Source organism: Streptosporangium sp. NPDC020145 (assembly GCF_040631275.1).
In the GTDB taxonomy this organism is placed as follows: Bacteria; Actinomycetota; Actinomycetes; order Streptosporangiales; family Streptosporangiaceae; genus Streptosporangium.
Genome location: NZ_JBEXZT010000007.1, coordinates 73,727 through 94,545, shown reverse-complemented (window position 1 = coordinate 94,545; position 20,819 = coordinate 73,727). Strand labels below are relative to the sequence as shown.

Below are 20,819 nucleotides of genomic sequence, written 5' to 3'. Positions count from 1 at the left end.
CCGTGCGCCCCTGATCGACGAACACGGCCCTGGCCACCGGACCGCCGGAGCGCGGCTCGTGCCAGGGCCGCGGTGTCCCCCGGCTGATGACTGGAGTTCCACATGCCCATCTCTCCGTACACCCTGCTCACCGGTGCCCCTTCGGAACCCGGGGCCGCCGTCCCGGCGGGGGTGCCGCCGCTCGGGGAGGCAGGGCTGCTCGCCGTACCCTTCTCCGCCGACCGCGCGCCCGAGGTGGAGCTGCCACTGCCCGTCGAGGCCCTGCTGGCGCACTACGAGGCCAAGGGCGAGGCCGGTGAGGTCGTCGAGGTCCCGGTGGCCAACGGCGACGGCGTCGGCCGGGTGCTGCTCTACGGGGTCGGCGACGGCTCGGCGGGCGCGCTGCGCAAGGCCGGCGCCACGGTCGTACGGCGGGGCAGGGGCAGGTCCTCCATCAGGGTCGTGCTGCCGGAGGGGCCGGTGGCAGCGTTCGTCGAGGGCGCGCTGCTGGCCACCTACACCTTCAGGATCGGCGAGACCAGGTCCGCCCCCGCGGCCCTGGTCGAGCTCGTCGGTGACGGCGTCGAGGCCGAGGTCGCCAGGGGCGCCGTGGTCGCCGAGGCTGTCTCGTTCGCCAGGGACCTGGCCAACACCCCGGCCTCGATCAAGACGCCGCAGTGGCTCGCCGAGCGCGCGACGGAGCGCGCCGAGGCGGCCGGGGGCGTCGAGGTGAAGGTGTGGGACGAGCGCGAGCTGCGCGCCGAGGGCTTCGGCGGCATCCTGGCGGTCGGTCAGGGTTCGGTCAGCCCGCCGCGCCTGGTCCGGCTCTCCTACAGCCCGCAGGGCGCCACCAGGCACGTCGTCCTGGTCGGCAAGGGCATCACCTTCGACACCGGCGGCCTGTCCCTGAAGCCGAGCGACGGCATGAAGTTCATGAAGACCGACATGGCGGGCGCCGCGACCGTCATCGCGGCCGTCGCCGCGCTCGCCGCGCTGGGCGCGCGGGTGCGGGTCACCGCCCTGGTCGCCGCCGCGGAGAACGCCTTCTCCGGTACGGCCCAGCGCCCCTCCGACGTGATCACCCAGTACGGCGGGCGGACCGTCGAGGTGCTCAACACCGACGCGGAGGGCCGGCTGGTGATGGCCGACGCGCTGGCCTACGCCGACGCCGAGCTCGACCCGGACGTCATGGTGGACGTCGCGACGCTCACCGGCGCGATCAGTGTGGCCCTGGGCAAGGACGTGGGGGCCGTCTTCGCCTCCGACGACGCCCTGGCGGCCGAGCTGACCGAGGCGGGCACGCAGGCGGGGGAGCGGCTGTGGCGGATGCCGCTCATCGAGGACTACTCTCCGGCGCTGGAGTCGAGCGTGGCGGACCTGGCCAACATCGAGGCCGGATCGACCTACGGCGCCGGTTCCATCACGGCGGCGCTGTTCCTGCGCGAGTTCACCGGCGGGCGGCCGTGGGCGCACCTGGACATCGCGGGCGTCGGCAGGAGCACCGCGGACGAGGGCTTCCTCAGCAAGGGCGCCACCGGCTACGGCGTGCGCCTGCTGCTCGACTGGCTGACCAGGAGCTGAGCCGGGCGGCTAGGAGCCGAGTTTGACGGCGGCCAGGACGCCGTCGCCGAGAGGGATCATCAGGGGGCGCAGTCGTTCGTCACCGCGGACCAGCTTGCCCAGCTCCCGCAGGGCGACGACGTCCGGGTCACGCCGGGTGGGATCGGTCGCCCTGTGCTGCCACAGCGCGCTGTCGAAGATCACGATGCCGCCGACACGCAGCAGGCGGACCGCCTCGGCCAGGTAGTCGGCGTACTCCTGCTTGGCTCCGTCGCAGAAGACCAGGTCGTAGCCGCCGTCGGACAGACGAGGCAGCACGTCCAGGGCCCGTCCCGTGATGAGGCGGGTCCTGCCGCCGGGGAAGCCCGCCTGGGCGAAACCCTGCCGGGCGAGGCGCTGGTACTCCGGCTCGACGTCCACGCTGGTGAGCGTGCCGTCCTGGCGCATGCCGCGCAGCAGCCACAGCCCGGACACACCGCATCCCGTGCCGACCTCCACGACGGCCTTGGCGTTGGTGGCCGAGGCGAGGAAACAGAGCGCGGCGCCGGTGCCGGGCGGGATGGGGGTGACCCCGACCTCCGCGGCGCGTCGGCGCGCCTCCCAGAGGATCTCGTCCTCCCGGTGGAATTCCTCGGCATAGGCCAGAGCGGCCTCCAACGGACTTGTCGGCGTCTCTGCCATCGGCCTCTCCTTCCCGCTTTCTCCGTACAGAGCCATATAGGGACTGGGTCGCAGCCTAGGGGAGCCAAGCCCGATCGGGAACTCATGTCATGCCTGGTGCGTTGCACGGTTTAAGCGGCCTTTGCCGGTCCTGAGGGTAGTGAGTGCGCACGAAGGGACGAAACCAGGCACTATGGCGATAGCGGTGGTCCCGGAGAGAGGAGTGCTGGTGGACGAGTTCGACCACCAGACGGATACTCCCGTGTCTGAATGGACACCTCCCACCTGGGAGGAGGTGGTTCGGACCCATTCGGCGCGTGTCTACAGGCTGGCCTATCGGCTGACCGGTAACGTCCACGACGCCGAGGACCTCACACAGGAGGTCTTCGTCCGGGTCTTCAGGTCCCTGTCGAACTACACTCCGGGGACCTTCGAGGGCTGGCTGCACCGCATCACCACCAACCTGTTCCTCGACATGGCGCGGCGCAAGCAGCGCATCAGGTTCGAGGGCCTGGCGGACGACGCGGCGGAACGGCTGCGTGGCCGTGAGCCGTCTCCCGCCCAGGTGTACGACGACACCCATCTCGAACCCGACATCCAGGCGGCACTCGACGCGCTCGCGCCCGAGTTCCGCGCGGCCGTCGTTCTGTGTGACATCGAGGGGCTGTCCTACGAGGAGATCGCCGCGACACTCGGCGTGAAGCTCGGCACGGTCCGCAGCCGTATCCACCGTGGCCGGGCTCAGCTGCGTGACGCGCTGGAACACCGCGCGCCCCGCGGAGATCAACTCCCCCCGACCATCACCCGCGGGGAGGAACTCGCATGAGAAGCCGCAGTTATGACGAATGTCACGACGAGCCGCTTGGCAAGGAGTGGTCATGAGTCATCTTGGAGAACGTGTTTCCGCGCTGGTCGACGGCGAGCTGAACCACCACGAGCGTGACCGGGCGCTGTCCCACCTCGCCTTCTGCGCCTCCTGCAGGGCCGAGGTGGAGGCCATGCGGGCGCTGAAGAGCCGCCTGAGGTCGCTCGACGGGCCCGCGATGCCCGCCGACCTGACGATGTCCCTGCTGCGGATGGCCGACCCCGGCGACCCGCTACCGCCGCGTGAGCGGCCTTTTCCCAGCGGTTCGCGGACCTTCGGCGGGGCGCCGATCCCCGGCATGCACACCGTCGCGCCGCCGGACAACCGGCCGCGCGGGCGGGCCGCGTCGACGCGCCGTGCCCGCAGGGTCGGCTACGTCGCGGTCGGCGTCGCCTCCGCGGCGGTCGCCATCGGCACGCTGTTCGTCGTCGGCGGTCCCGACCCCGGCCCGCGTGTGCCTCCGGTCGACATGTTCGCCAACCAGCACAGGAACACCGCCCCGTACGGAGGCTCGGCGACTCCGAGCTTCTCGCCGACTCCGTGATCCGGCTGCCCGCCTGCCTGGCCGTGGTGGTCGCCATGGTGCTGGGCCTGGTGGCGGGCAGCCCGGCGCGAGCCGTACAGCAGTCTGTGCAGCAGGGCGAGCGTGACGAGGACACGGGCCTGCGGCTGCTGCGTGAGGCGGCCGCCGCGGCCAGGGGGCGCGGTTACTCGGGCACCCAGTACGTCACGACCTGGGGCCGTTCCGGGTCCTTCTCCTCCATGGTCGAGGTCCGCAACGTCCCCGGGCGCGGCCTGTCGGTGAGCTCACGCCCCTCGGGTACGGCGGGCTGGGTCGACCCCGGCACCCCCGCGGGGAGCATGGCCGCCCCCTCGGAGACGATGCTTGAGGTGCTGGCCCGCAACTACCGGGTGGTCGACGCGGGCAGGACCCGTACCGGCGGACGTGCCGCCCACCTGGTGGACGTCCTGCGCACGGACGGCACACCCGCGGCGCGTTACTGGCTGGACGAGTCGGGGGGCCTGGCGCTGCGCCGTGAGTTGTTCGACGGCCGGGGCCGGACCGTCCACGTGGGCGGCTTCCTCGACCTGACCCTCGATCCGGTGGCGCGTGGGAGCGTCGTCCCCGTGCCGCCTCCGGGCGGGCTCGACCTGGGCGAGGTGCCCGAGCTCCTGGACCGGGGGTGGCGTTTCCCCGCCGAGTTGCCCGGTCGCCTTGAGCTGTTCGCGGCGCACACCGCACCTGCCGGATACTTGTATCTGGGATATTCGGATGGGTTGTCGGTCGTGTCGGTTTTCGTGGACTCTGGTGTGCTTGATGGGGAAAAGCTCCGTGGGTGGCATGCCCAGCGTCATGACGGGCATACGATCTGGATGCGGAACTCAGCCGAGCAGGGGACGATCTGGGCCAGTGGGGACCATGTCTACACCGTCTTCGCGGACGCTCCGGCCGACACGGTCGACGCCGCGGTCGCGGCACTGCCCCACGAACCCGCCCCGAACCTGTGGAACCGGCTGGGCAGAGGAGCCCACCGCCTGCTTTCCTGGGTCAATCCCTTCGGATAGGGCGCGTTTTACGTCTCTCGTATGCCGTTCAGGGGAAGATTGCCGGGTGCCCCCCGGTGAGTTGCCTCATGCGAGGCGAGGAGTGGTGAACATTCGATGACCGACGAGAACCGTACCCACGAGGCGGACGACGCCGAGGGGCGTACGCAGTCGGGCCTCACCGACGACAGAGGCGGTGCAGGCGCGACCTCGGAGTTCTCCAGGCCGGAGTTCCTGCCCGCAGGGCAGACGCCTCCCTCGCCGGTGGACCGGTCCCACGGAGTCCAGGGCTCCCAGGGGTACGGCGAGGGCTGGAGCCAGCTCGGTGAGCCCCCGGGGCGTGCCCGCTGGGGCGCCCGGGAGCCCGAGGGGCCCGGATACGAGGACTGGACCGGGCGTCAGGCCGCGCCTCCCGCCAACGGCGGCTGGGGAGACCCGTCGGGCAGGACCTACCGCGACACCGCGGTCTTCGCCGCCCCCGGGGGCTTTCCGGGGAACCAGCCGCCCCCGCCGTCGCGGGCGCACGGCCTCGGGCTGGGCTGGGCACCGCCGCCCGCGCCTCCGGTTCCCGGTGGGCCGGGGCCGTACGACGGGACCTTCGGCGGGTCGGCCGTCACCGAGCGGCGTGGCCCGCGCACCGGCACGCTGGCCGTACTGGCCGTGGTGATCGCGCTGCTGGCCTCCGCGGCGGGCAGCTTCGGCACCTACCTGCTCACCCGCCCGGCCAACTCCGACCTCGACCCGTCCTACCGGCTGGGGACGGCGCCGAGCGGCTCCAACTCCAGGGCTCCGGAGTCGATCGCGGGCGTGGCCTCCAAGGTCCTGCCCAGCGTGGTCTCGCTGTCGGTCAACGCGGGCACGAGCGCGAGCACCGGCTCCGGCTTCCTGATCAAGGGCGGTTACGTGGTGACCAACAACCACGTGGTCGCCGGGGCCGAGCCGAACAACAGCCAGATCCAGATCCAGTTCAGCAACCGCAAGTCGACCTCCGCCCACGTCGTGGGCCGTGACCCGGAGTCCGACCTCGCGGTGGTCAAGCCGGACGAGACCTTCGGCGCCCCGGAGATCGCCCTCGGCAACTCCGACAACGTGGTCGTCGGCGACCCGGTCGTCGCCATCGGCTCCCCGCTCGGCCTGACCGGGACCGTCACCTCGGGCATCGTCAGCGCCCTCAACCGTCCCGTCCAGGCCGGTGAGGAGAACAGCACCGACACGACCTGGCTGAGCGCCATCCAGACCGACGCGGCCATCAACCCCGGTAACTCGGGCGGACCGCTGGTCAACTCGGCGGGTGAGGTGGTCGGCGTCAACTCGGCGATCGCCACCCTCGGCAGGTCGGTCGGCGGCCAGAGCGGCAGCATCGGCCTCGGCTTCGCCATCCCGGTCAACCACGCCCGCAGGGTCGCCGAGGAGCTGATCACCACCGGCACCGCGAAGAAGTCCCGGATCGGCGTCACCATCGACCAGTCCTACCAGGGCGCGGGCGTCCGCATCGACACCGAGGTCAGGGGCGCCACCAAGCCCGTCGAGCCCGAGGGGCCGGCCGACAAGGCCGGGCTCAAGCCCGGGGACATCATCACCGAGGTCAACGGCATCGTGCTGCAGGACGGCTACGAGCTGATCGCGCTGATCCGCAACAAGGCGCCGGGGGAGAGGCTGACGGTGAAGTTCCAGCGCGGCGGCCAGGAGAAGACGGTCGTCGTGACCGTCGGTGCCGCGTCCCCGCAGCCCACGCCCAGTCCCTCATGATCGATGGAGGGGCTGGTGCGGGCACGGGTCGTGGGCATTAGTCTGGAAAAGGCTCCGGGCGTGTGCCCGGAGCGCCGCCTTGGTGTCATCCCGCTAGGAGATCACGGTGTTCGGACTCGGCTGGCCTGAGATCTTGGCGCTTGTGGTCATCGCGCTCCTCGTCTTCGGGCCGGACAAGCTGCCCCAGGCGGCCGCGCAGGCGGGCAAGACGCTGCGTTCCCTGCGGCAGATGGCCAACAACGCCAAGCAGGATCTGCAGGACGGTCTCGGGCCGGAGTTCGCCAACTTCGACCCGACCGACCTGAACCCGAAGAACTTCGTCCGCAAGCACCTCACCGGTGACCTGGAGGACGAATGGCGCGGCGCCACGGCGGGCGTCGCCGGAGGGGCCGCCGTCTCCGGCCGCACGGGGACCGACGTCCTGGACGACTTCGACGAACTGGGGTACGGCGAGCTCCCGCCCTACGACTCCGAGGCCACCTGACCTCTCGGTGACCCCGCAGTGGCCTCTTGAGGCCCGCCGTACGTCCCGCTCTAGCGGCCCCTGGTCGGGGAGATGCCGAGCTGCATGCCCTTGAGGCTGTTCGACCTCCTGCTCAGGCCCGAGGCGATCTTGATCAGCTCGGCGGCGGCCGGGGCGTCGGGGTCGGTCAGCACGAGCGGCTTGCCCTCGTCGCCGCCCTCGCGAAGCCGCATGTCGATCGGCACCTGGCCGAGCAGCGGCACACGGGCGCCGAGGGTGCGGGTGAGCGCGTCGGCGACCGTCTGGCCACCGCCCTCGCCGAAGACGGCGATCCGCTCGTCACAGTGCGGGCACGGCAGCCAGGCCATGTTCTCGATGACGCCCGCGATCTGCTGGTGGGTCTGCACGGCGATCGAACCGGCGCGCTCGGCCACCTCGGCGGCGGCCTGCTGCGGGGTCGTCACCACGAGGATCTCGGCAGAGGGCATCCGCTGCGCCACCGAGATCGCGATGTCACCGGTGCCGGGGGGCAGGTCCATCAGCAGGACGTCGAGGTCGCCCCAGAAGACGTCGGCGAGGAACTGGTGCAGCGCCCTGTCCAGCATCGGGCCGCGCCACACCACCGGGGTGTTGCCCTCCGGCTTGAACATGCCGACCGAGATGACCTTGATGTCATGCGCGACCGGCGGCATGATCATGTCTTCGACCTTGGTCGGGCGGTCGGAGACGCCGAGCATGCGGGGCACGCTGTGGCCGTAGATGTCGGCGTCCACGACACCGACCTTCAGGCCGCCGGCGGCCATCGCGGCGGCGAGGTTGACGGTCACCGAGGACTTGCCGACTCCGCCCTTGCCCGAGGCGACCGCGAACACCCGGGTCAGGGAACCGGCCTGGGCGAAGGGGATCTCCTTCTCCGGCCCCCGGTTGCCGCGCAGCTTCGTCTGGAGAGACTTGCGCTGCTCGGTGCTCATGACGTCCATCTCGACCTGGACGCCGGTCACCCCTTCGACCTTGGAGACGGCCGTGGTGACGTCGCGTGTGATGGTGTCACGCATGGGACAGCCGGACACGGTGAGGTAGATTCCGACGCGCACCACCCCCTCGGGGGAGATGTCGACGCTCTTGACCATGTCGAGTTCGGTGATCGGCCGACGGATCTCAGGGTCGTTGACGGTCGCCAGCGCGGCCGTGACCAGTTCCGGGGTAGGTGCCATCGAAGTGTCGGCAACGGGCGTCGCGATGAGGCGGCGGGGCTGCCGTCCCTCCTTGTCTATTGTCGTCCAGGCGTTTCACGGACAGTTCGTGCCGCTCCCGGCTGAGAGTGGGAGGGGTCACGGACCCATGGTATGAACCGGGAGTTGACGCCGGGAATTCCGGGCTCCCGCACCCGGGTGATCCCCTATGTAGGTGCGCGTGCAACAGTCTAAGGTTACTGCGTGACCGTTACGGCGGACGAGCCGAAGGAGGCCGTCAGTTCAGAGGAGCTGGTGGTCTGGAGGGTGCTGCAACGCGTCCAGGCGCGTGTCACCCGGGCACTGGAGACCGACCTGCTCGTCGGTCACGACCTCGCCCTGGCCTCCTACGACGTGCTCTCCCATCTGGCGGAGGCGCCGGAGGGCAGACTGCGCATGAACGACCTGGCCGAGCGGGTCCTGCTCTCCCGCAGCGGCCTGACCCGGCTGATCGACCGCCTCCAGCGTGACGGCCTGGTCGACCGCGAGGCCTGTCCCAGCGACGCGCGTGGCCTGTTCGCGGTGCTCACCGAGGCCGGTGCCGTACGGCTGGCGCAGGCACGGCCCACCTATCTGCGGGGCATCCGCGCCCAGCTCCTCGACACCCTGGGCCCTGAGGAACTGCGCCGGTGCGCCTCGATCCTGACCGAGCTCTTCCCCGCGGACGACTGACCCCTCAGAGGAGGTCGTTCGCCGGGGGCCGGGGCTGCTGGAGGTCTTCCAGCAGGCGCTGGAGTTCGGAGCGGACGTAGTCGCGGGTGGCCACGTCGCCAAGGGCGATCCTCAGAGCCGCGATCTCCCGGGTCAGGTACTCCAGGTCTGCCTGGTTGCGTTCGGCCGCGGCCCGGTCTATGTCGGTCTGGACGCGGTCCCGGTCGTCCTGCCGGTTCTGGGCGAGCAGGATCAGCGGCGCCGCGTAGGAGGCCTGGAGCGAGAGCATCAGGGTGAGGAAGATGAACGGGTAGGGGTCGAACCTCCCCTCGCCCGGCACCAGGGCGTTCCACACCACCCAGACCCCGACGAAGACGGTCATGTAGACGAGGAACCTGGCGGTGCCGAGGAAACGCGCGATGCGTTCGGACAGCTTCCCGAAGGCCTCGGGGTCGTAGTGCGCGCGCAGACGCAGGCCCTGCTGTCTCGGCTGGTCGAGACGGTCAACCATGTTCGGCTCCCGGTTCGTGGTTGCGCTCCCGCCAGTCCTCGGGCAGCAGGTGGTCGAGAACGTCGTCCACGGTGACGGCGCCGACCAGACGGCCGAGCTCGTCGACCACGGGCACCGCCATCAGGTTGTAGGTGGCCATGTAGGAGGCCACCTGGTTGAGCGTGAACTCGGGCCTGATCGGGTCGAGCGAGCTGTCCACGACCCCGCCGAGCAGCGTCGAGGGAGGCTCGCGCAGCAGCCGCTGGAAGTGCGCCAGCCCGAGAAAGCGGCCGGTCGGGGTCTCGATGGGCGGCCTGGCCACGTAGACCTGCGCGGCAACGGAGGGCGTGACCTCCCGCTGGCGGATGTGGGCGAGCGCCTCGGCGACGGTCGCGCTCGGCGGGAGCACCACGGGTTCGCTGGTCATCATGCCGCCCGCGGTGTCCTCCGGGTAGATCAGCAGCCGCCGGATGGGGGCGGCCTCCTCGGGCTCCATCAGCGCCATCAGGGCCTCGGCCTGTTCGGCCGGGAGGTCCTGGAGCAGGTCGGCCGCGTCGTCGGGGTTCATCTCCTCAAGGACGTCCGCGGCGCGCCGGGGGGTGAGCCTGCCCAGGATGCCGATCTGGTCCCGTTCCGGGAGCTCTTCGAGCACGTCGGCGAGCCGTACGTCGTCGAGGGCGGCGGCGACCTCGGTGCGGCGTTTGGCGGGCAGCTCGTGCAGCGCGCTGGCCAGGTCGGCGGCGCGCATCGTCTCGAAGGCGACCAGCAGGCCGGCCGCGCCCTGGTCCTTCTGCACCGCGCTGAAACCGCTGACCTCGGCCCAGTCGACGATCCTGGCCGGGCCGCGCCGCCGCAGGCCGAGGCCCTGGCCCACCCTGACGACGGCGACCTTGGTGATGAGCCACTCGGCGCGTCTGACCTGCTCCATGGCCAGGTCCAGGACGGTCACGCGTTCGCCCTCGACCTGCACCTCCAGGTCGAGCATCTGGCCGATGACCAGGCTCTCCGTGGCCCGCTGCTCGAAGCGCCGCACGTTGATCTGGCCGCTGAAGACGACGGAGCCCGCCTCGATGCCGCGGACCCTGGTGATCGGCAGGAAGACCCGCCGCCTGGGCTGCACCTCGACGACGAGGCCGTGCACGCGTGGGGGAGCGGCGCCCGCGAACGCCACCACGACGTCCCTCACCCGCCCGATCTGGTCACCCACCGGGTCGAAGACCGGGGTTCCCGCGAGTCGCGCGATGAAGATCTTCACATTTGCAGGGTAGGTCGCCTTCTCGCCGGGGCGGTTCAAGGCTCGCTCACATTTCGGACGTCCCCTTGCTGTGCGCATATCCGATATGTCAGCATCAAAGCATGCGAACGGTAGTTACATGGGTGGTGAATCCGTGCGGCGTGACGGTCTGCTGATCGCCTTCGCGTCGTCCTGGTGTTTCGCGTTCTCCGGGCCGATGGCCAAATATCTCGGCGCGGCCGGGCTGTCCCCTCTTGAGGCCGTCTGGGTGCGGATGGCCGGGGCCGGGCTGCTGCTCACCGGGGTACTGGCGCTCCTGCGGCCCGCCGCGCTGCGCATCCCGCGCTCCCGGCTGCCGCTCTTCGTGGCCTACGCGGTCGTCGCGGTGGCCGGGGTGCAGGCGCTGTACTTCGCGGCGATCACCAGGCTGCCGGTCGGCGTCACCCTGCTCATCGAGTTCACCGCCCCGGTGCTGGTCGTGCTCTGGGTGCGCTTCGTCCGCCGGGTACGGCTGCCGCGCGCCGCCTTCGTCGGCGCCGTGGTCGCGGTCGTCGGTCTCGGCATCGTGGTCGAGGTGTGGTCGGGCATGGCCCTGGACCCGTTCGGACTGCTGCTCGCCTTCGGCGCCGCCGCCTGCTGCACGGGCTACTTCCTGCTCAGCGACGGCTTCGGCGGGGACGTCGACCCGCTCGGCCTGATCGCCTGGGGCCTGGTCGGCGCGGCGATCGTGCTCGTGCCGGTCTCCCAGCCGTGGAACATCCCGTGGCGGGCCTTCGGCCAGGTCGTCGCCCCCGCAGGAGGCCATCCCCTGCCCGTGCTGGCCGCGGCGCTGTGGATGATCCTCATCGCGACCGTCGCCGCCTACATCCTCGGTGTCACCGCGGTACGCCGCCTGTCGGCCGCCGTCGGTTCGACGGTCGCCTCGCTTGAGGTCATCGCCGGGGCGATCATCGCCTGGGTGCTGGTCGGCGAGGCGCTCGGCCCCTTCCAGATCGTCGGCGGTCTCATCGTCCTGCTCGGCGCCTACCTGGCCCAGCGCGCCACCGCGGACCTGCCCGCCCCCGTTGAGGCCGGGGAACCGGCCAGGGTCGGCTGAGGCCGCGGGTCCCAGGCAGGCCTCAGCCGGGCCTCAGGCGGGTTCCTGGGGCGTCAGCCGTACCACCGTGCAGGCGGCGGCCCAGCGCTCGGGCAGACCCGCGGCGTCGGGGGCGTTGAGCCGCTCCTTGGCCAGCACGGCGACCGCCTCGGGGGAGGCGGCCTGGTCGACCACCTCGACGGCCGCGTCGAAGACGACCAGGCGGGCCCCGTTGTCCTTGCTCCTGAGCGTCACCTGGACCCGCTCCGCCTCGGCGAGGCGGGGCAGGTCCTGCTCGTCCCCGCCGGTGACGAGATAGATCGCGCCGTCGTGCCACACGTGCCAGGCGAGCCGCTGCCGGTCCAGCGACAGCCACAGGACCCCGGACTTCCTGGCGCCCTCCTCGATCACTCCCATGGCACGAATGTACGGCCTTCGCCCGTCGTCCCCGGCGGGGCGGGCTGCCGCTAGCGTTGGGTCATGCGCTCACGACGTTCGTGCCTGGCGGTGCCCGGCAGCAATCCCCGCTTCCTGGAGAAGGCCCAGGGGCTGCCCGCGGACGAGGTCTTCCTCGACCTTGAGGACTCCGTGGCGCCGTCGGCCAAGGAGGGCGCGCGCAAGAACGTCGTGGCGGCCCTGCGGGAGGGCGACTGGTCGGGCAGGACCCGGGTCGTGCGGGTCAACGACCTGAGCACGCAGTGGACCTACCGGGACGTCATCGAGGTCGTCGAGGGCGCCGGGGAGTTCCTCGACTGCCTGATGCTGCCCAAGGTCGAGGACCCGGCCCAGGTGGTCTGGCTCGACACGCTGCTGACCCAGATCGAGAAGGCCAACGGCCTGCCGGTCGGCCGGATCGGCATCGAGGCCCAGATCGAGAGCGCCAGGGGCCTGGTCAACGTGGACGCGGTCGGCGGAGCCTCCAGGCGGCTTGAGACGCTGGTCTTCGGCCCCGCCGACTTCATGGCCTCGATCAACATGCGGACGCTGGTCGTGGGGGAACAGCCTCCCGGCTACACCGAGGGCGACGCCTACCACTACATCCTGATGCGCATCCTGATGGCCGCCCGCACGCACGGCCTGCAGGCCGTCGACGGCCCCTACCTGGCGATCAGGGACCTGGACGGCTTCCGCCGGGTCGCGGGGCGCTCCGCGGCCCTCGGCTTCGACGGAAAGTGGGTGCTCCACCCCACGCAGATCGAGGCGGCGAACGAGGTGTTCTCGCCGTCCCAGGAGGACTACGACCGGGCCGAGCTGATCCTGGACGCCTACGACCACTACACGACGGTCGAGGGGCGCGGCGCGGTCATGCTCGGTGACGAGATGATCGACGAGGCGTCCCGCAAGATGGCGTTGGTCGTGACGGCCAAGGGGAGGGCGGCGGGGATGACCCGGACCACCGCCTTCACCCCACCGGCCCCCTGACTCCCGGCCCGAGGGTTTTTCCCGTCATGAAATCTCGGAATTAAAGCCACAGATAGTGATAATTCCGGCGCCGCGCCGATAAATCTGACTAGAGAGGTCTCGTCATCGGGGCTCCGGCGTGTTGCTCTTGATGTGCACGGTTGGAACCCCCGCCGCCCCACGGAGGTGATCGTTTCCGCGGAACGGGGTAGTAGTAAGGTCTCCTGCGCTTCGCCGTGGCCGTACGGTGACGCGACGGAGTGTCACGGAGATGAATGGAACGGTCCGGAGTGCCCAACCCCGGGCTGGACGGGCTTCCTGCGAGGAGGTGCTGAGCGTGGCCCCGGGCCCCCACGAACCGCGCTCACGAGAGTGGCCGGCGGACGACGAAGGGACGCACGGAGGCGGACGCCGGCGGCATCCGGACTCGCCTCCGACGATCCAGCACTCCCCCCCAGGCCCCTCTGACGACGACCCCCGAGGACTTCCGCTCGCCTCCCCGTGGAGGCTGCCGCCGTTCGCCGCGCCCACCCCGGAGGACGAGCCCCCCAGGGCCCGCCCCGAGGGCCTGGGCGGTGAGCGCCGTCGCGCCCACACCCAGCCGTACGCCTCCCCGGCGGGCAGCCCGCCGGACCCCGACCAGCGTTCCGGCCCCGAGCTGTGGCCGGACCGCCCGCCCGAGCGCAGGCACGGCAGGCGGGACGGCGAACGCCCCGACCTGCTGGTGGCCTCCGGGCCGTCCCGCGAGCGGGACGACGCCCCCGGTGACGGCGACTACGGAGACCTCCTGAGCCCCTCCTGGTTCGACGACTCCGACCCTCTCGGCCCGGCGGCCGAGACGCCCAGGAGGACCGGAGAGGGCGACTACGGGGACCTTCTCGGCCACTCGGGGCGCGACGACGCCCACGCGGTCTTCTCGGCCCCCGGTCCCGACGCGTCCTGGGGGGAGACCGAGGAGCCGGACGTCCCCCGTGAACCGGTCAGACGCCGCCGTGGCGACCGGCCCGACCTGCTGGTGGCCTCGGGGCCGCCGCGCAGCCCCGCCGAGCCCGTCCAGGAGGACCGGACCGGCCCGTACGACGTGTGGCACGACCTCCAGGAGGAGGCGCCGGCCCAGCCGTGGGAACCGGACGAGGACGAGCCCGCCGTACCGGGGGAGGACGACGACCTTGAGCCGGTGCACCGGCTCGGACGTCCCCCCGGAGGCAGGCCCGCCAGGCCCGACCTGCTGGTCGCCGAGGGGCCGCCGGGCAGGAGGGGGTCCGGCGGACGGCACCACCGCTCCACGACCGCCCCCTCCGCGCTGCGCCGTTCGAGCCCGGCCGGACGCGGGCGCAGAGGCCTGGTCGTGCCCGTCGTGGTCGCCGCCGTACTGGCCGCCGCGGTCGGCGGGGGAGCGGTGCTGTGGAGCTGGAACGGCGGGCCGTTCACCACCGGCCTGCAACTCGTCGGAGCCGAGGTGAGTCCCGGTGACACCGACTTCGCCCCGCCGACGGACGCGGGCGGCACCGGATCGAGCCAGGTGCTCAACGCCGTGGCCTCGGCGGGCTCCGTCATGGTCGCCGTGGGCAGCGACACGACCAGCCCCGTGCCCAGGCCGCTGTTCCTCGTCTCCCCCGACGGAGGGGTGACCTGGCAGCTGGGCAAGGTGACCGGCCCGGCCGGTTACGAGAACGGCCCCACGACCGTGGGCAGGGTCGCGGGCGGCGACGGCCTCTGGCTGGCCGCGGGCAACGACCTCCTGGGCGCGGGCCGGGGCCTGTGGACCAGTGAGGACGGCACCACCTGGACCGCCGTGGCCCCGGCGAAACTGGGCGCGTTCATGACCGGCGACAAGATCATGGACCTGGCCAGGACCTCCTCCGGGTTCGTCGCGGTCGGCACGAGAGTGCTCCAGGACGGCTCATCGGGGGCCGTGGCCTGGACCTCCCCCGACGGGCAGGGGTGGAGCAGGGTCGAAGCCGGTGAACTCGGCACCCCGGACCGGGTCAGGGGACTCAAGGCGGTCGTGGCCAGAGGCGACTCGGTGGTCGCGCTCGGCGACCCGGGACGGAGCGGCTCCCCGGCCGTCCTGCGCTCGGCGGACGGAGGGAAGACCTGGACGCGGGCCGGTTCCGCGCCCTCGGGCGTCACCCCTGAGGCGGGCGCGCTCGCGGCCTCCTCCTCGGGGTTCGTACTCGTCCCGATCCAGCGGCGCGACGCGAAGGGCGACGTCGTCGTCTACTGCTCGGAGAGGGGCGACGACTGGGAGCGGTGCGGCGGCATCACCGGCCTGGCCCGGGAGGGCTCCGGGGTCAGGCGCCTTGCCTCCTCGGACGCCGGAATCGCCGCGGTCGCCGAATCCGGCTTCGAACGCTACGCCGTCTACACCAGCAGGGACGGCCGTGACTGGCGCAGGTCCACCGACCTGGGCGACGTGCCCGGCTCGCTACGGGCCCTGGCCATCTCGGAGGAGGGCACCCTCGTCGTCGGCGGAGACGAACGCGCCGCCGACGTGGACAACCGCCTGGTCCTCATCACGGCCCCCGAGGGAGGCCAGGCGCGTCCCGTCGCCCTCGACCGGATCGACGGCCTGACCAGGGCCTCCCGCGACACCGCCAGGATCGCCGCCGGGAACGGCGCATTCGTCGCCGTCGGCGCGGTCGCCGGAGACGCGGGCATATGGACCAGCAGGGACGGCCACACCTGGAAGGGCGCGGGCCCGGCACAGGCTCTCGGCGGCTCGTGGCGCCAGGCCCTCAGCGACGTCACCCGGGGCAGGCAGGGCTGGCTCGCCGTCGGCGGCACGATGACCGACGCCTCCTCGACGGGGCCGCTCCTGGTCGCCTCGGCCGACGGCGCGACCTGGCGCAGGCTTCCCGCGACCGGCCCCCTCGCCCCCGCCGCGGAACACGATTTCCTCGCCCCCCACGCGGTGGCCGCGGGTCCCTCGGGCTACGTGCTGGCCGGAGAGGACCGGGGGCCGTCTGCGACCGTCCCGGTGCTGTGGTTCACCGCCGACCTCAAACGCTTCACCCGGGCGGCGCGTCTGCCCGCAGGCGGTGTCGGCGTGCGCCTGTACGACGTCTCCGTCACCTCCTCCGGGTACGTCGCCGTCGGCGGCATGGGCACCGACGGCCACGAGACCGGTGTGGTCTGGGTGTCCGCCGACGGGATCAACTGGGTCGCGCGTAAACCCGTGCTGCCCGAGGGCGCGACGGCGGCGGGCCTGAGACACGTGGTCCAGCACGGCACGACCATCGTCGCCACCGGAACCGCCGTCACGGGCGACGGGCAACGGGCCTTCGGGGCGATGTCGGAGGACAACGGCATCTCATGGGAGTTCTCCTGGCTGCCCGCCGAAGGGGCGGCCGCCGTACTGGACATGGCGGCGACGGCCGACGGCGTGGTCGCGGTCGGCTGGCAGGGAGCGCCGGGCGAGGGGGACGGCGTCGCGTGGACCTCGGAGGACGGCCTGAAGTGGCAGCCGCACACCCAGACGGAGGACGGCCTCGCCGGGGAGGGCGCGCAACGGCTCGGTGCCGTCACCGTCGCCGGCGACCAGGTCGTCGCCCTGGGGCGTTCGACCACCTACGACAGCGACCACCTCACCCTGTGGCGCTCGACCCTGACGGCCTCTCGATGATCTTCCAGCCGATGAGGTCGTCGAGCAGGCCCGGCGAGAGAGGCAGCCGGGCCAGGTCGTCCTCGGTGAACCAGCCGACGTCCTCCGCGTCGTCCCCGGCGCGGAGCGTGCCGCCGGAGGCCTCGGCGAGATAGTCGTGGATCTCGTAGACGACGCCGCCGGGGCCCGGACGGTCGACCGTGCCCGCCAGGCCGACGGCCCTGACCGTCAGGCCCGTCTCCTCACGCAGCTCACGGGCCAGCGCCTCGGCGTCGGACTCGCCCGGCTCGACCCGCCCTCCGGGGATGGACCACAGGCCCTTCCCCGGGGGACGGCCTCGCCGTACGAGGAGCAACCGGTCCTCCGCGTCACGGATGATCGCTCCCACACAATTTACGCGCACATGAACAAGATTACGGCTGCGCAACGAGAAGCGCCCTTGACGAACCGGGTGTGGACAAAGCACCGTGGGTAGGCGTGAGAGCCGAGCCCATTTGTCCGCGTTGTTTCGGCCCCCTCCGCCCGCCCAGTGCCTGGTCGAGCGCCTGGCGGTGTGGACCGCACGGTGACGTCCTGCCGTTGCAGTCGCCGAAACGCCCCTCTCAGGCTGCGATCGAGGTCCTCGGAAACTCCAGGGTCCCGGCCTGGCTTCCGTGGCCGCTGCCGCAGGGATGGCTGGTGACGGGCTTCGCGGAGGCGGGCGACGAACGCAGCGGCGTCAGAGGCACCGTGGTCGCGATCTCCGGCCCCTCACTGACCCACGGCCCCGCCGACATGCTGATCATCGCCGAGGAACCCGGAGTGGGACTCGGCGCCGGGTTCGCCGGAATCGCGGGAACCGACCCGGGAGAGGGCTTCGGCGAAGGGCCGCCGCACGCCAAGGTCGAGATCATGGGCCATCCCACGCCCATGTGGTGCGTCGAAGCGGCCCCCGACCGGGCGGTCTACGCGGGCGAGGCCCTGGGAAACTGGCTGTGGGCGGTCGTCTGGCCAGGTGAGGCGGGCTACCTGGTGACCCTCGCCGAACTCTCCCTGAGAGACCTCAGGGAACACGACCAAACCCTCGACCTCCCGCTGGGAGCTTTCTCTCCGCGCCTGGAAAACTAGTTGTGTCTCTCTGCGACGCCTTCGGCGTCGCGGGTTGTGTCCCTTTGCTGTGTCTCCTTGCTCCGCCTGGCGGCGTCGCGGGCTTGGGCGCCCTGGGTCGGTGTCTTCCCTCGTCGCTGTGTCTCTTTGCTCCGCCTGGCGGCGTCGCGGGGCTTGGGCGCTTCGGGTCGGTGCTTTCCCTCGTCACTCCGTCGCTTCGCTCCTGCGTTCCTCAGTCCAAGCACCGACGCGCCCAAGCCGACACCCCTCACGCACGGCACCGGTAGGGCCAAGATCAAAGTCTTCGCTTCGGGCTTGTGGTTGGCCGTGCGCTCTTCTTTCCGTGTGGGGGCCGGGGGGCTGAGGGCCGGTGCGGCTCGTCTGTGTGAGCCGGGAGAACTCCTCGTCGTTCTTCGGGCAGGTGGTGAGGCGTGTCCGCCCGAGGGCGGTGGGGCCGTTACCGGGTGGTCTGAGGGGGCCGAATTCCGGGAGGGCTACTTGGAGTGAGGGGAACGGGGATGCTTGCTACCCTGCGGGTCGGGAACGTCTGGTCTGTCATGGCGTGTTCCTTACCGAGGGTCAGGGGAAACGGGTGTTCGACGTCCAGTTCTTCGTCGAGGCGTTCGTCACGATGTTCGTGATCATGGACCCGCCCGGGATCATCCCGCTCTTCCTCGCCTACACGGGTGGTCGTACGGCCCTCGAACGTCGCAGGATCGCCTGGCAGGCCCCCATCGTCGCGTTCTGCCTCATCGTGATCTTCGCTGTTTTCGGTCAGGCCATCCTGGGATACCTGCACGTCGAGGTGGCGGCCATGCAGATCGCCGGTGGCCTCCTGCTTCTGCTGGTCGCCCTGCAACTGCTCACCGGAGACACCGAGCCTCCCGCCAACGCCGTACGGTCCAACGTCAACGTGGCGCTCGTCCCGCTCGGCACCCCACTGCTCGCCGGGCCGGGCGCGATCGTCGCCACGATCGTCTTCGCCCAGCAGGCCGGCCACAAGGACGGCGGCATCCTGGCCCTGGCCCTGGCCATCGCCGTCGTGCACATCCTGCTGTGGGTGTTCATGCGTTTCTCGGTCACCGTCATAAGGGTGATCAAGGAGAACGGCGTGGAACTCATCACCCGGGTCTCCGGCCTCCTCCTGTCCGCCCTGGCCGTACAACTGATCATCACCGCCATCCGCACCCTCCTGAACACCCCCACCTGAGACCGACCCCTTTTCCGTCTTTCGGCTCAGGCCCTCCCGACGCTGTGTGCGAGGGGTTCGGCTCGTGCTTTCCCGGTGCTGGGAGTGAGGGGGTCCAAGCCCGCTCTGCCGAAGGCGGCGTGAAGGGACTTACCGGTGTCGTGTGTGAAGGGTTTCGGTTCGGGCGCGCCGGCGCTTGGACTGAGGAGCGAAGGAGCGAAGCGGATGAGCGACGAGGGAAAGCGTCGGCTCGAAGCGCCCGAACCCCGCGATGCCGTCAGGCGGAGCAAAGAGACAGGGCGTCCGAACCCGCGACGCCGAAGGCGTCGCAAAGAAAACAGGTAAAGTGCGGAAGCGTGACAGCGCGTATCGAGCGAGTGGTGACCGAGGGCGTCGTCGATGTCGACGGCGTCGAGCACAAGGTCGAGAACAACACCTGGATCGTGGGTGACGATGAGGAGGTCATCGTCATCGACCCCGCGCGTGACGCGGAGGCGATCCTGGAGAAGGTCGGCGAGCGGGAGGTGCTGGCGGTCGTCTGCACCCATGGTCTGCCCGACCACGTGGGTGCGGCCATCGAGGTGGCGGCCCGTGACGAGGCCGTGGTCGCGCTCCACCCGAAGGACCGGCCGCTGTGGCGGCTGACCTGGTCGGAGACGTGGCCGGACATCGAGATGGAGGACGAGGGGCTGTTCGGCGTCGCGGGCGTCCAGCTTGAGGTCCTCTCGACGCCCGGCGTCTCGCAGGGCGGGGTCTCGCTGTACTGCGAGGCGCTCGACGCGGTCTTCAGTGGCAAGACGCTGCAGGCCGACGGTCCCGGCAGGATCGGCGGGGAGTATCCCGCGCTGGCCGACCAGCTCACCGCGATCGGCGGCAGGCTGTTCACGCTGCCGCACCGCACCCGGGTGCTGCCCGCGCACGGCGAGGAGTCCACGATCGGCGACCTGGAGCCGCAGTTCGACGCCTGGCTCTCCGGTTCGCTGACCCGCGGCACGGTCGAGGAGAAGGAAGGGCCGCTCACCGACGGCACCAGGGCCGCGGGCATCCGGATCAACCTGAACGACGAGTAGTCCTTTCATGGACCAGCTGCCCCTGGAGGGCATGCCGCGGCGGCTGTACTCGTGCACGCCGTCGCGGTTGAACACCTGGCTGGACTGCCCGAGGCGTTACCGGTTCACCTACCTGGACCGGCCGGCGCCGCAGAAGGGTCCGCCGTGGGCGCACAACAGCGTCGGCGTCAGCGTGCACAACGCGCTGGCCGGGTGGTGGCGGGAGCCGTACGAGCGGCGCACGCCCGTGATGGCGGGTGTCCTGCTGAACAACGGCTGGATCGGCGAGGGGTTCCGCGACGCCGCCCAGTCGGCGGCGTGGCGTGCGCGGGCCCGTGAGATGGTCATGGGCTACGCCGCCTCGCTGGACCCCGCTGACGAGCCGGTCGGGGTCGAGCGTACGGTCGCCACCAGGACGTCCGTCATCGCCGTCTCAGGGCGGGTCGACCGGCTCGACCGGCGCGGTGACGAACTGGTCGTCGTGGACTACAAGACGGGCCGCCGCCCGCTGACCGAGGACGACGCGCGTTCCTCGCTGGCGCTGGCCGTCTACGCCGTCGCCTCCTCCCGGATGATGCGCCGCCCCTGCCACCGGGTGGAGCTGCACCATCTGCCGACGGGCTCGATCGTGGAGTGGGAGCACTCCGAGGAGTCCCTGGCCCGGCACATCGGGCGTGCCGAGGCGATCGCGGTCGAGGCGTCGGAGGCGGACGAGGCCTACCGGGCCTGGGCGGGTGAGGCCCCCCGAGGTTCCCGTACGGCCGCCGCGGGGCGCACGCCGCCCGCAGTACCACCTCGGATCGACGAGGTTTTCCCGCCCAGGACGGGCCCGCTCTGCTCCTGGTGTGATTTCCGCGCGCACTGCCCGGAGGGCCGGCGGGCCGCCGACGGCCGTCAGCCGTGGGACGGCCTCGGCGACGACTGAGGCGTTCTCGAAGCGTCCCCACAGGTCTCAGGAGCGGTCCTTACGGCACGCCTGAGCGCCCC

At 71.4% G+C, this 20,819-nt stretch carries 20 protein-coding genes; 14 read left to right on the top strand and 6 right to left on the bottom strand.

Features of this window, described 5'->3' with window-relative positions; genetic code table 11:
* Nucleotides 1-102: 102 nt before the first annotated feature.
* The gene (locus ABZ463_RS15585) at nt 103-1,560 is read left to right on the top strand and encodes a leucyl aminopeptidase (protein WP_362776512.1); all 1,458 of its coding nucleotides are present in this window, start codon (nt 103-105) and stop codon (nt 1,558-1,560) included.
* Between the two features lie 9 nt (nt 1,561-1,569).
* On the opposite strand, the gene ABZ463_RS15580 is transcribed toward ABZ463_RS15585, so the two are convergent.
* Nucleotides 1,570-2,220 (bottom strand): O-methyltransferase, encoded by a 651-nt coding sequence (locus ABZ463_RS15580; protein WP_362776510.1) that lies wholly within the window; start codon nt 2,218-2,220, stop codon nt 1,570-1,572.
* 172 nt (nt 2,221-2,392) lie between these two features.
* On the opposite strand from ABZ463_RS15580, the gene sigE reads away from it, so the two are divergent.
* The 5 genes from sigE (at nt 2,393) to ABZ463_RS15555 (ending at nt 6,842) form a co-directional block, all read left to right on the top strand.
* Nucleotides 2,393-3,025, top strand: a complete 633-nt coding sequence (gene sigE / locus ABZ463_RS15575; RefSeq protein ID WP_352016547.1) for an RNA polymerase sigma factor SigE — start codon at nt 2,393-2,395, stop codon at nt 3,023-3,025.
* A 52-nt stretch (nt 3,026-3,077) separates the two neighbouring features.
* The gene (locus ABZ463_RS15570) at nt 3,078-3,608 is read left to right on the top strand and encodes a zf-HC2 domain-containing protein (protein ID WP_352016548.1); all 531 of its coding nucleotides are present in this window, start codon (nt 3,078-3,080) and stop codon (nt 3,606-3,608) included.
* On the top strand, nt 3,605-4,630 hold the full coding sequence (locus tag ABZ463_RS15565) for a sigma-E factor regulatory protein RseB domain-containing protein (protein WP_362776507.1): 1,026 nt from the start codon (nt 3,605-3,607) through the stop codon (nt 4,628-4,630). The genes ABZ463_RS15570 and ABZ463_RS15565 overlap by 4 nt, the downstream gene beginning before the upstream one ends.
* Nucleotides 4,631-4,726: 96 nt before the next feature.
* Nucleotides 4,727-6,358: a trypsin-like peptidase domain-containing protein gene (locus ABZ463_RS15560; protein WP_362776505.1), complete on the top strand. Its 1,632-nt coding sequence runs from the start codon at nt 4,727-4,729 to the stop codon at nt 6,356-6,358.
* Nucleotides 6,359-6,464: 106 nt separating this feature from the next.
* Complete coding sequence (locus ABZ463_RS15555) at nt 6,465-6,842, top strand: sec-independent translocase (protein WP_352016551.1); 378 nt, start codon at nt 6,465-6,467, stop codon at nt 6,840-6,842.
* A 50-nt stretch (nt 6,843-6,892) separates the two neighbouring features.
* Here ABZ463_RS15555 and ABZ463_RS15550 read toward each other — a convergent pair whose 3' ends face one another.
* Entirely contained in the window at nt 6,893-8,035 is a 1,143-nt protein-coding gene (locus tag ABZ463_RS15550; RefSeq protein ID WP_352016552.1) for a P-loop NTPase, read from the bottom strand.
* A 222-nt stretch (nt 8,036-8,257) separates the two neighbouring features.
* On the opposite strand from ABZ463_RS15550, the gene ABZ463_RS15545 reads away from it, so the two are divergent.
* The gene (locus ABZ463_RS15545; RefSeq protein WP_352016553.1) at nt 8,258-8,725 is read left to right on the top strand and encodes a MarR family transcriptional regulator; all 468 of its coding nucleotides are present in this window, start codon (nt 8,258-8,260) and stop codon (nt 8,723-8,725) included.
* Nucleotides 8,726-8,729: 4 nt separating this feature from the next.
* Here ABZ463_RS15545 and ABZ463_RS15540 read toward each other — a convergent pair whose 3' ends face one another.
* Complete coding sequence (locus tag ABZ463_RS15540) at nt 8,730-9,215, bottom strand: DUF1003 domain-containing protein (protein WP_352016554.1); 486 nt, start codon at nt 9,213-9,215, stop codon at nt 8,730-8,732.
* Nucleotides 9,208-10,449 carry a CBS domain-containing protein gene (locus ABZ463_RS15535; protein WP_362776502.1) on the bottom strand — a complete coding sequence of 414 codons (1,242 nt, stop codon included), beginning with the start codon at nt 10,447-10,449 and terminating at the stop codon, nt 9,208-9,210. Before ABZ463_RS15535 ends, ABZ463_RS15540 begins: the two co-directional genes overlap by 8 nt.
* Before the next feature lie 133 nt (nt 10,450-10,582).
* Between ABZ463_RS15535 and ABZ463_RS15530 the strand changes: the two genes are divergently transcribed.
* A complete protein-coding gene (locus ABZ463_RS15530) occupies nt 10,583-11,524 on the top strand; it encodes a DMT family transporter (RefSeq protein WP_362776500.1) in 942 nt (313 codons plus the stop codon).
* Nucleotides 11,525-11,557: 33 nt separating this feature from the next.
* Here the strand turns inward: ABZ463_RS15530 and ABZ463_RS15525 are convergent, their stop codons facing one another.
* Nucleotides 11,558-11,920, bottom strand: coding sequence for a hypothetical protein (locus tag ABZ463_RS15525; RefSeq protein WP_352016557.1), 363 nt, complete (start codon nt 11,918-11,920; stop codon nt 11,558-11,560).
* A 63-nt stretch (nt 11,921-11,983) separates the two neighbouring features.
* On the opposite strand from ABZ463_RS15525, the gene ABZ463_RS15520 reads away from it, so the two are divergent.
* Together ABZ463_RS15520 and ABZ463_RS15515 are read left to right on the top strand one after the other, a co-directional pair.
* Entirely contained in the window at nt 11,984-12,925 is a 942-nt protein-coding gene (locus ABZ463_RS15520) for a CoA ester lyase (RefSeq protein WP_352016558.1), read from the top strand.
* Between the two features lie 316 nt (nt 12,926-13,241).
* A complete protein-coding gene (locus ABZ463_RS15515; protein ID WP_362776497.1) occupies nt 13,242-16,529 on the top strand; it encodes a hypothetical protein in 3,288 nt (1,095 codons plus the stop codon).
* Here ABZ463_RS15515 and ABZ463_RS15510 read toward each other — a convergent pair.
* Nucleotides 16,492-16,896, bottom strand: a complete 405-nt coding sequence (locus tag ABZ463_RS15510) for an NUDIX hydrolase (protein ID WP_352016560.1) — start codon at nt 16,894-16,896, stop codon at nt 16,492-16,494. The two genes, ABZ463_RS15515 and ABZ463_RS15510, sit on opposite strands and share 38 nt — an antisense overlap.
* Nucleotides 16,897-16,961: 65 nt before the next feature.
* On the opposite strand from ABZ463_RS15510, the gene ABZ463_RS15505 reads away from it, so the two are divergent.
* The 4 genes from ABZ463_RS15505 to ABZ463_RS15490 all read left to right on the top strand — a co-directional run bounded on the left by ABZ463_RS15505 (nt 16,962) and on the right by ABZ463_RS15490 (nt 20,757).
* A complete protein-coding gene (locus tag ABZ463_RS15505) occupies nt 16,962-17,615 on the top strand; it encodes a DUF6758 family protein (protein WP_362776495.1) in 654 nt (217 codons plus the stop codon).
* A 571-nt stretch (nt 17,616-18,186) separates the two neighbouring features.
* Nucleotides 18,187-18,804 carry a MarC family protein gene (locus ABZ463_RS15500; RefSeq protein WP_352016271.1) on the top strand — a complete coding sequence of 206 codons (618 nt, stop codon included), beginning with the start codon at nt 18,187-18,189 and terminating at the stop codon, nt 18,802-18,804.
* Nucleotides 18,805-19,139: 335 nt separating this feature from the next.
* Complete coding sequence (locus ABZ463_RS15495; protein ID WP_352016270.1) at nt 19,140-19,853, top strand: MBL fold metallo-hydrolase; 714 nt, start codon at nt 19,140-19,142, stop codon at nt 19,851-19,853.
* Nucleotides 19,854-19,860: 7 nt separating this feature from the next.
* On the top strand, nt 19,861-20,757 hold the full coding sequence (locus tag ABZ463_RS15490) for a PD-(D/E)XK nuclease family protein (RefSeq protein ID WP_352016269.1): 897 nt from the start codon (nt 19,861-19,863) through the stop codon (nt 20,755-20,757).
* The last annotated feature ends 62 nt before the right edge of the window (nt 20,758-20,819 follow it).

Excerpts from the sequence above, each read along its gene's own strand:
- ABZ463_RS15560 (WP_362776505.1), top strand. The coding sequence starts at position 4,727 with ATGACCGACGAGAACCGTACCCACGAGGCGGACGACGCCGAGGGGCGT.
- ABZ463_RS15520 (WP_352016558.1), top strand. The coding sequence starts at position 11,984 with ATGCGCTCACGACGTTCGTGCCTGGCGGTGCCCGGCAGCAATCCCCGC.
- ABZ463_RS15570 (WP_352016548.1), top strand. The coding sequence starts at position 3,078 with ATGAGTCATCTTGGAGAACGTGTTTCCGCGCTGGTCGACGGCGAGCTG.
- ABZ463_RS15540 (WP_352016554.1), bottom strand. The coding sequence starts at position 9,215 with ATGGTTGACCGTCTCGACCAGCCGAGACAGCAGGGCCTGCGTCTGCGC.
- ABZ463_RS15490 (WP_352016269.1), top strand. The coding sequence starts at position 19,861 with ATGGACCAGCTGCCCCTGGAGGGCATGCCGCGGCGGCTGTACTCGTGC.
- ABZ463_RS15550 (WP_352016552.1), bottom strand. The coding sequence starts at position 8,035 with ATGGCACCTACCCCGGAACTGGTCACGGCCGCGCTGGCGACCGTCAAC.
- ABZ463_RS15525 (WP_352016557.1), bottom strand. The coding sequence starts at position 11,920 with ATGGGAGTGATCGAGGAGGGCGCCAGGAAGTCCGGGGTCCTGTGGCTG.
- sigE (WP_352016547.1), top strand. The coding sequence starts at position 2,393 with ATGGCGATAGCGGTGGTCCCGGAGAGAGGAGTGCTGGTGGACGAGTTC.
- ABZ463_RS15585 (WP_362776512.1), top strand. The coding sequence starts at position 103 with ATGCCCATCTCTCCGTACACCCTGCTCACCGGTGCCCCTTCGGAACCC.
- ABZ463_RS15580 (WP_362776510.1), bottom strand. The coding sequence starts at position 2,220 with ATGGCAGAGACGCCGACAAGTCCGTTGGAGGCCGCTCTGGCCTATGCC.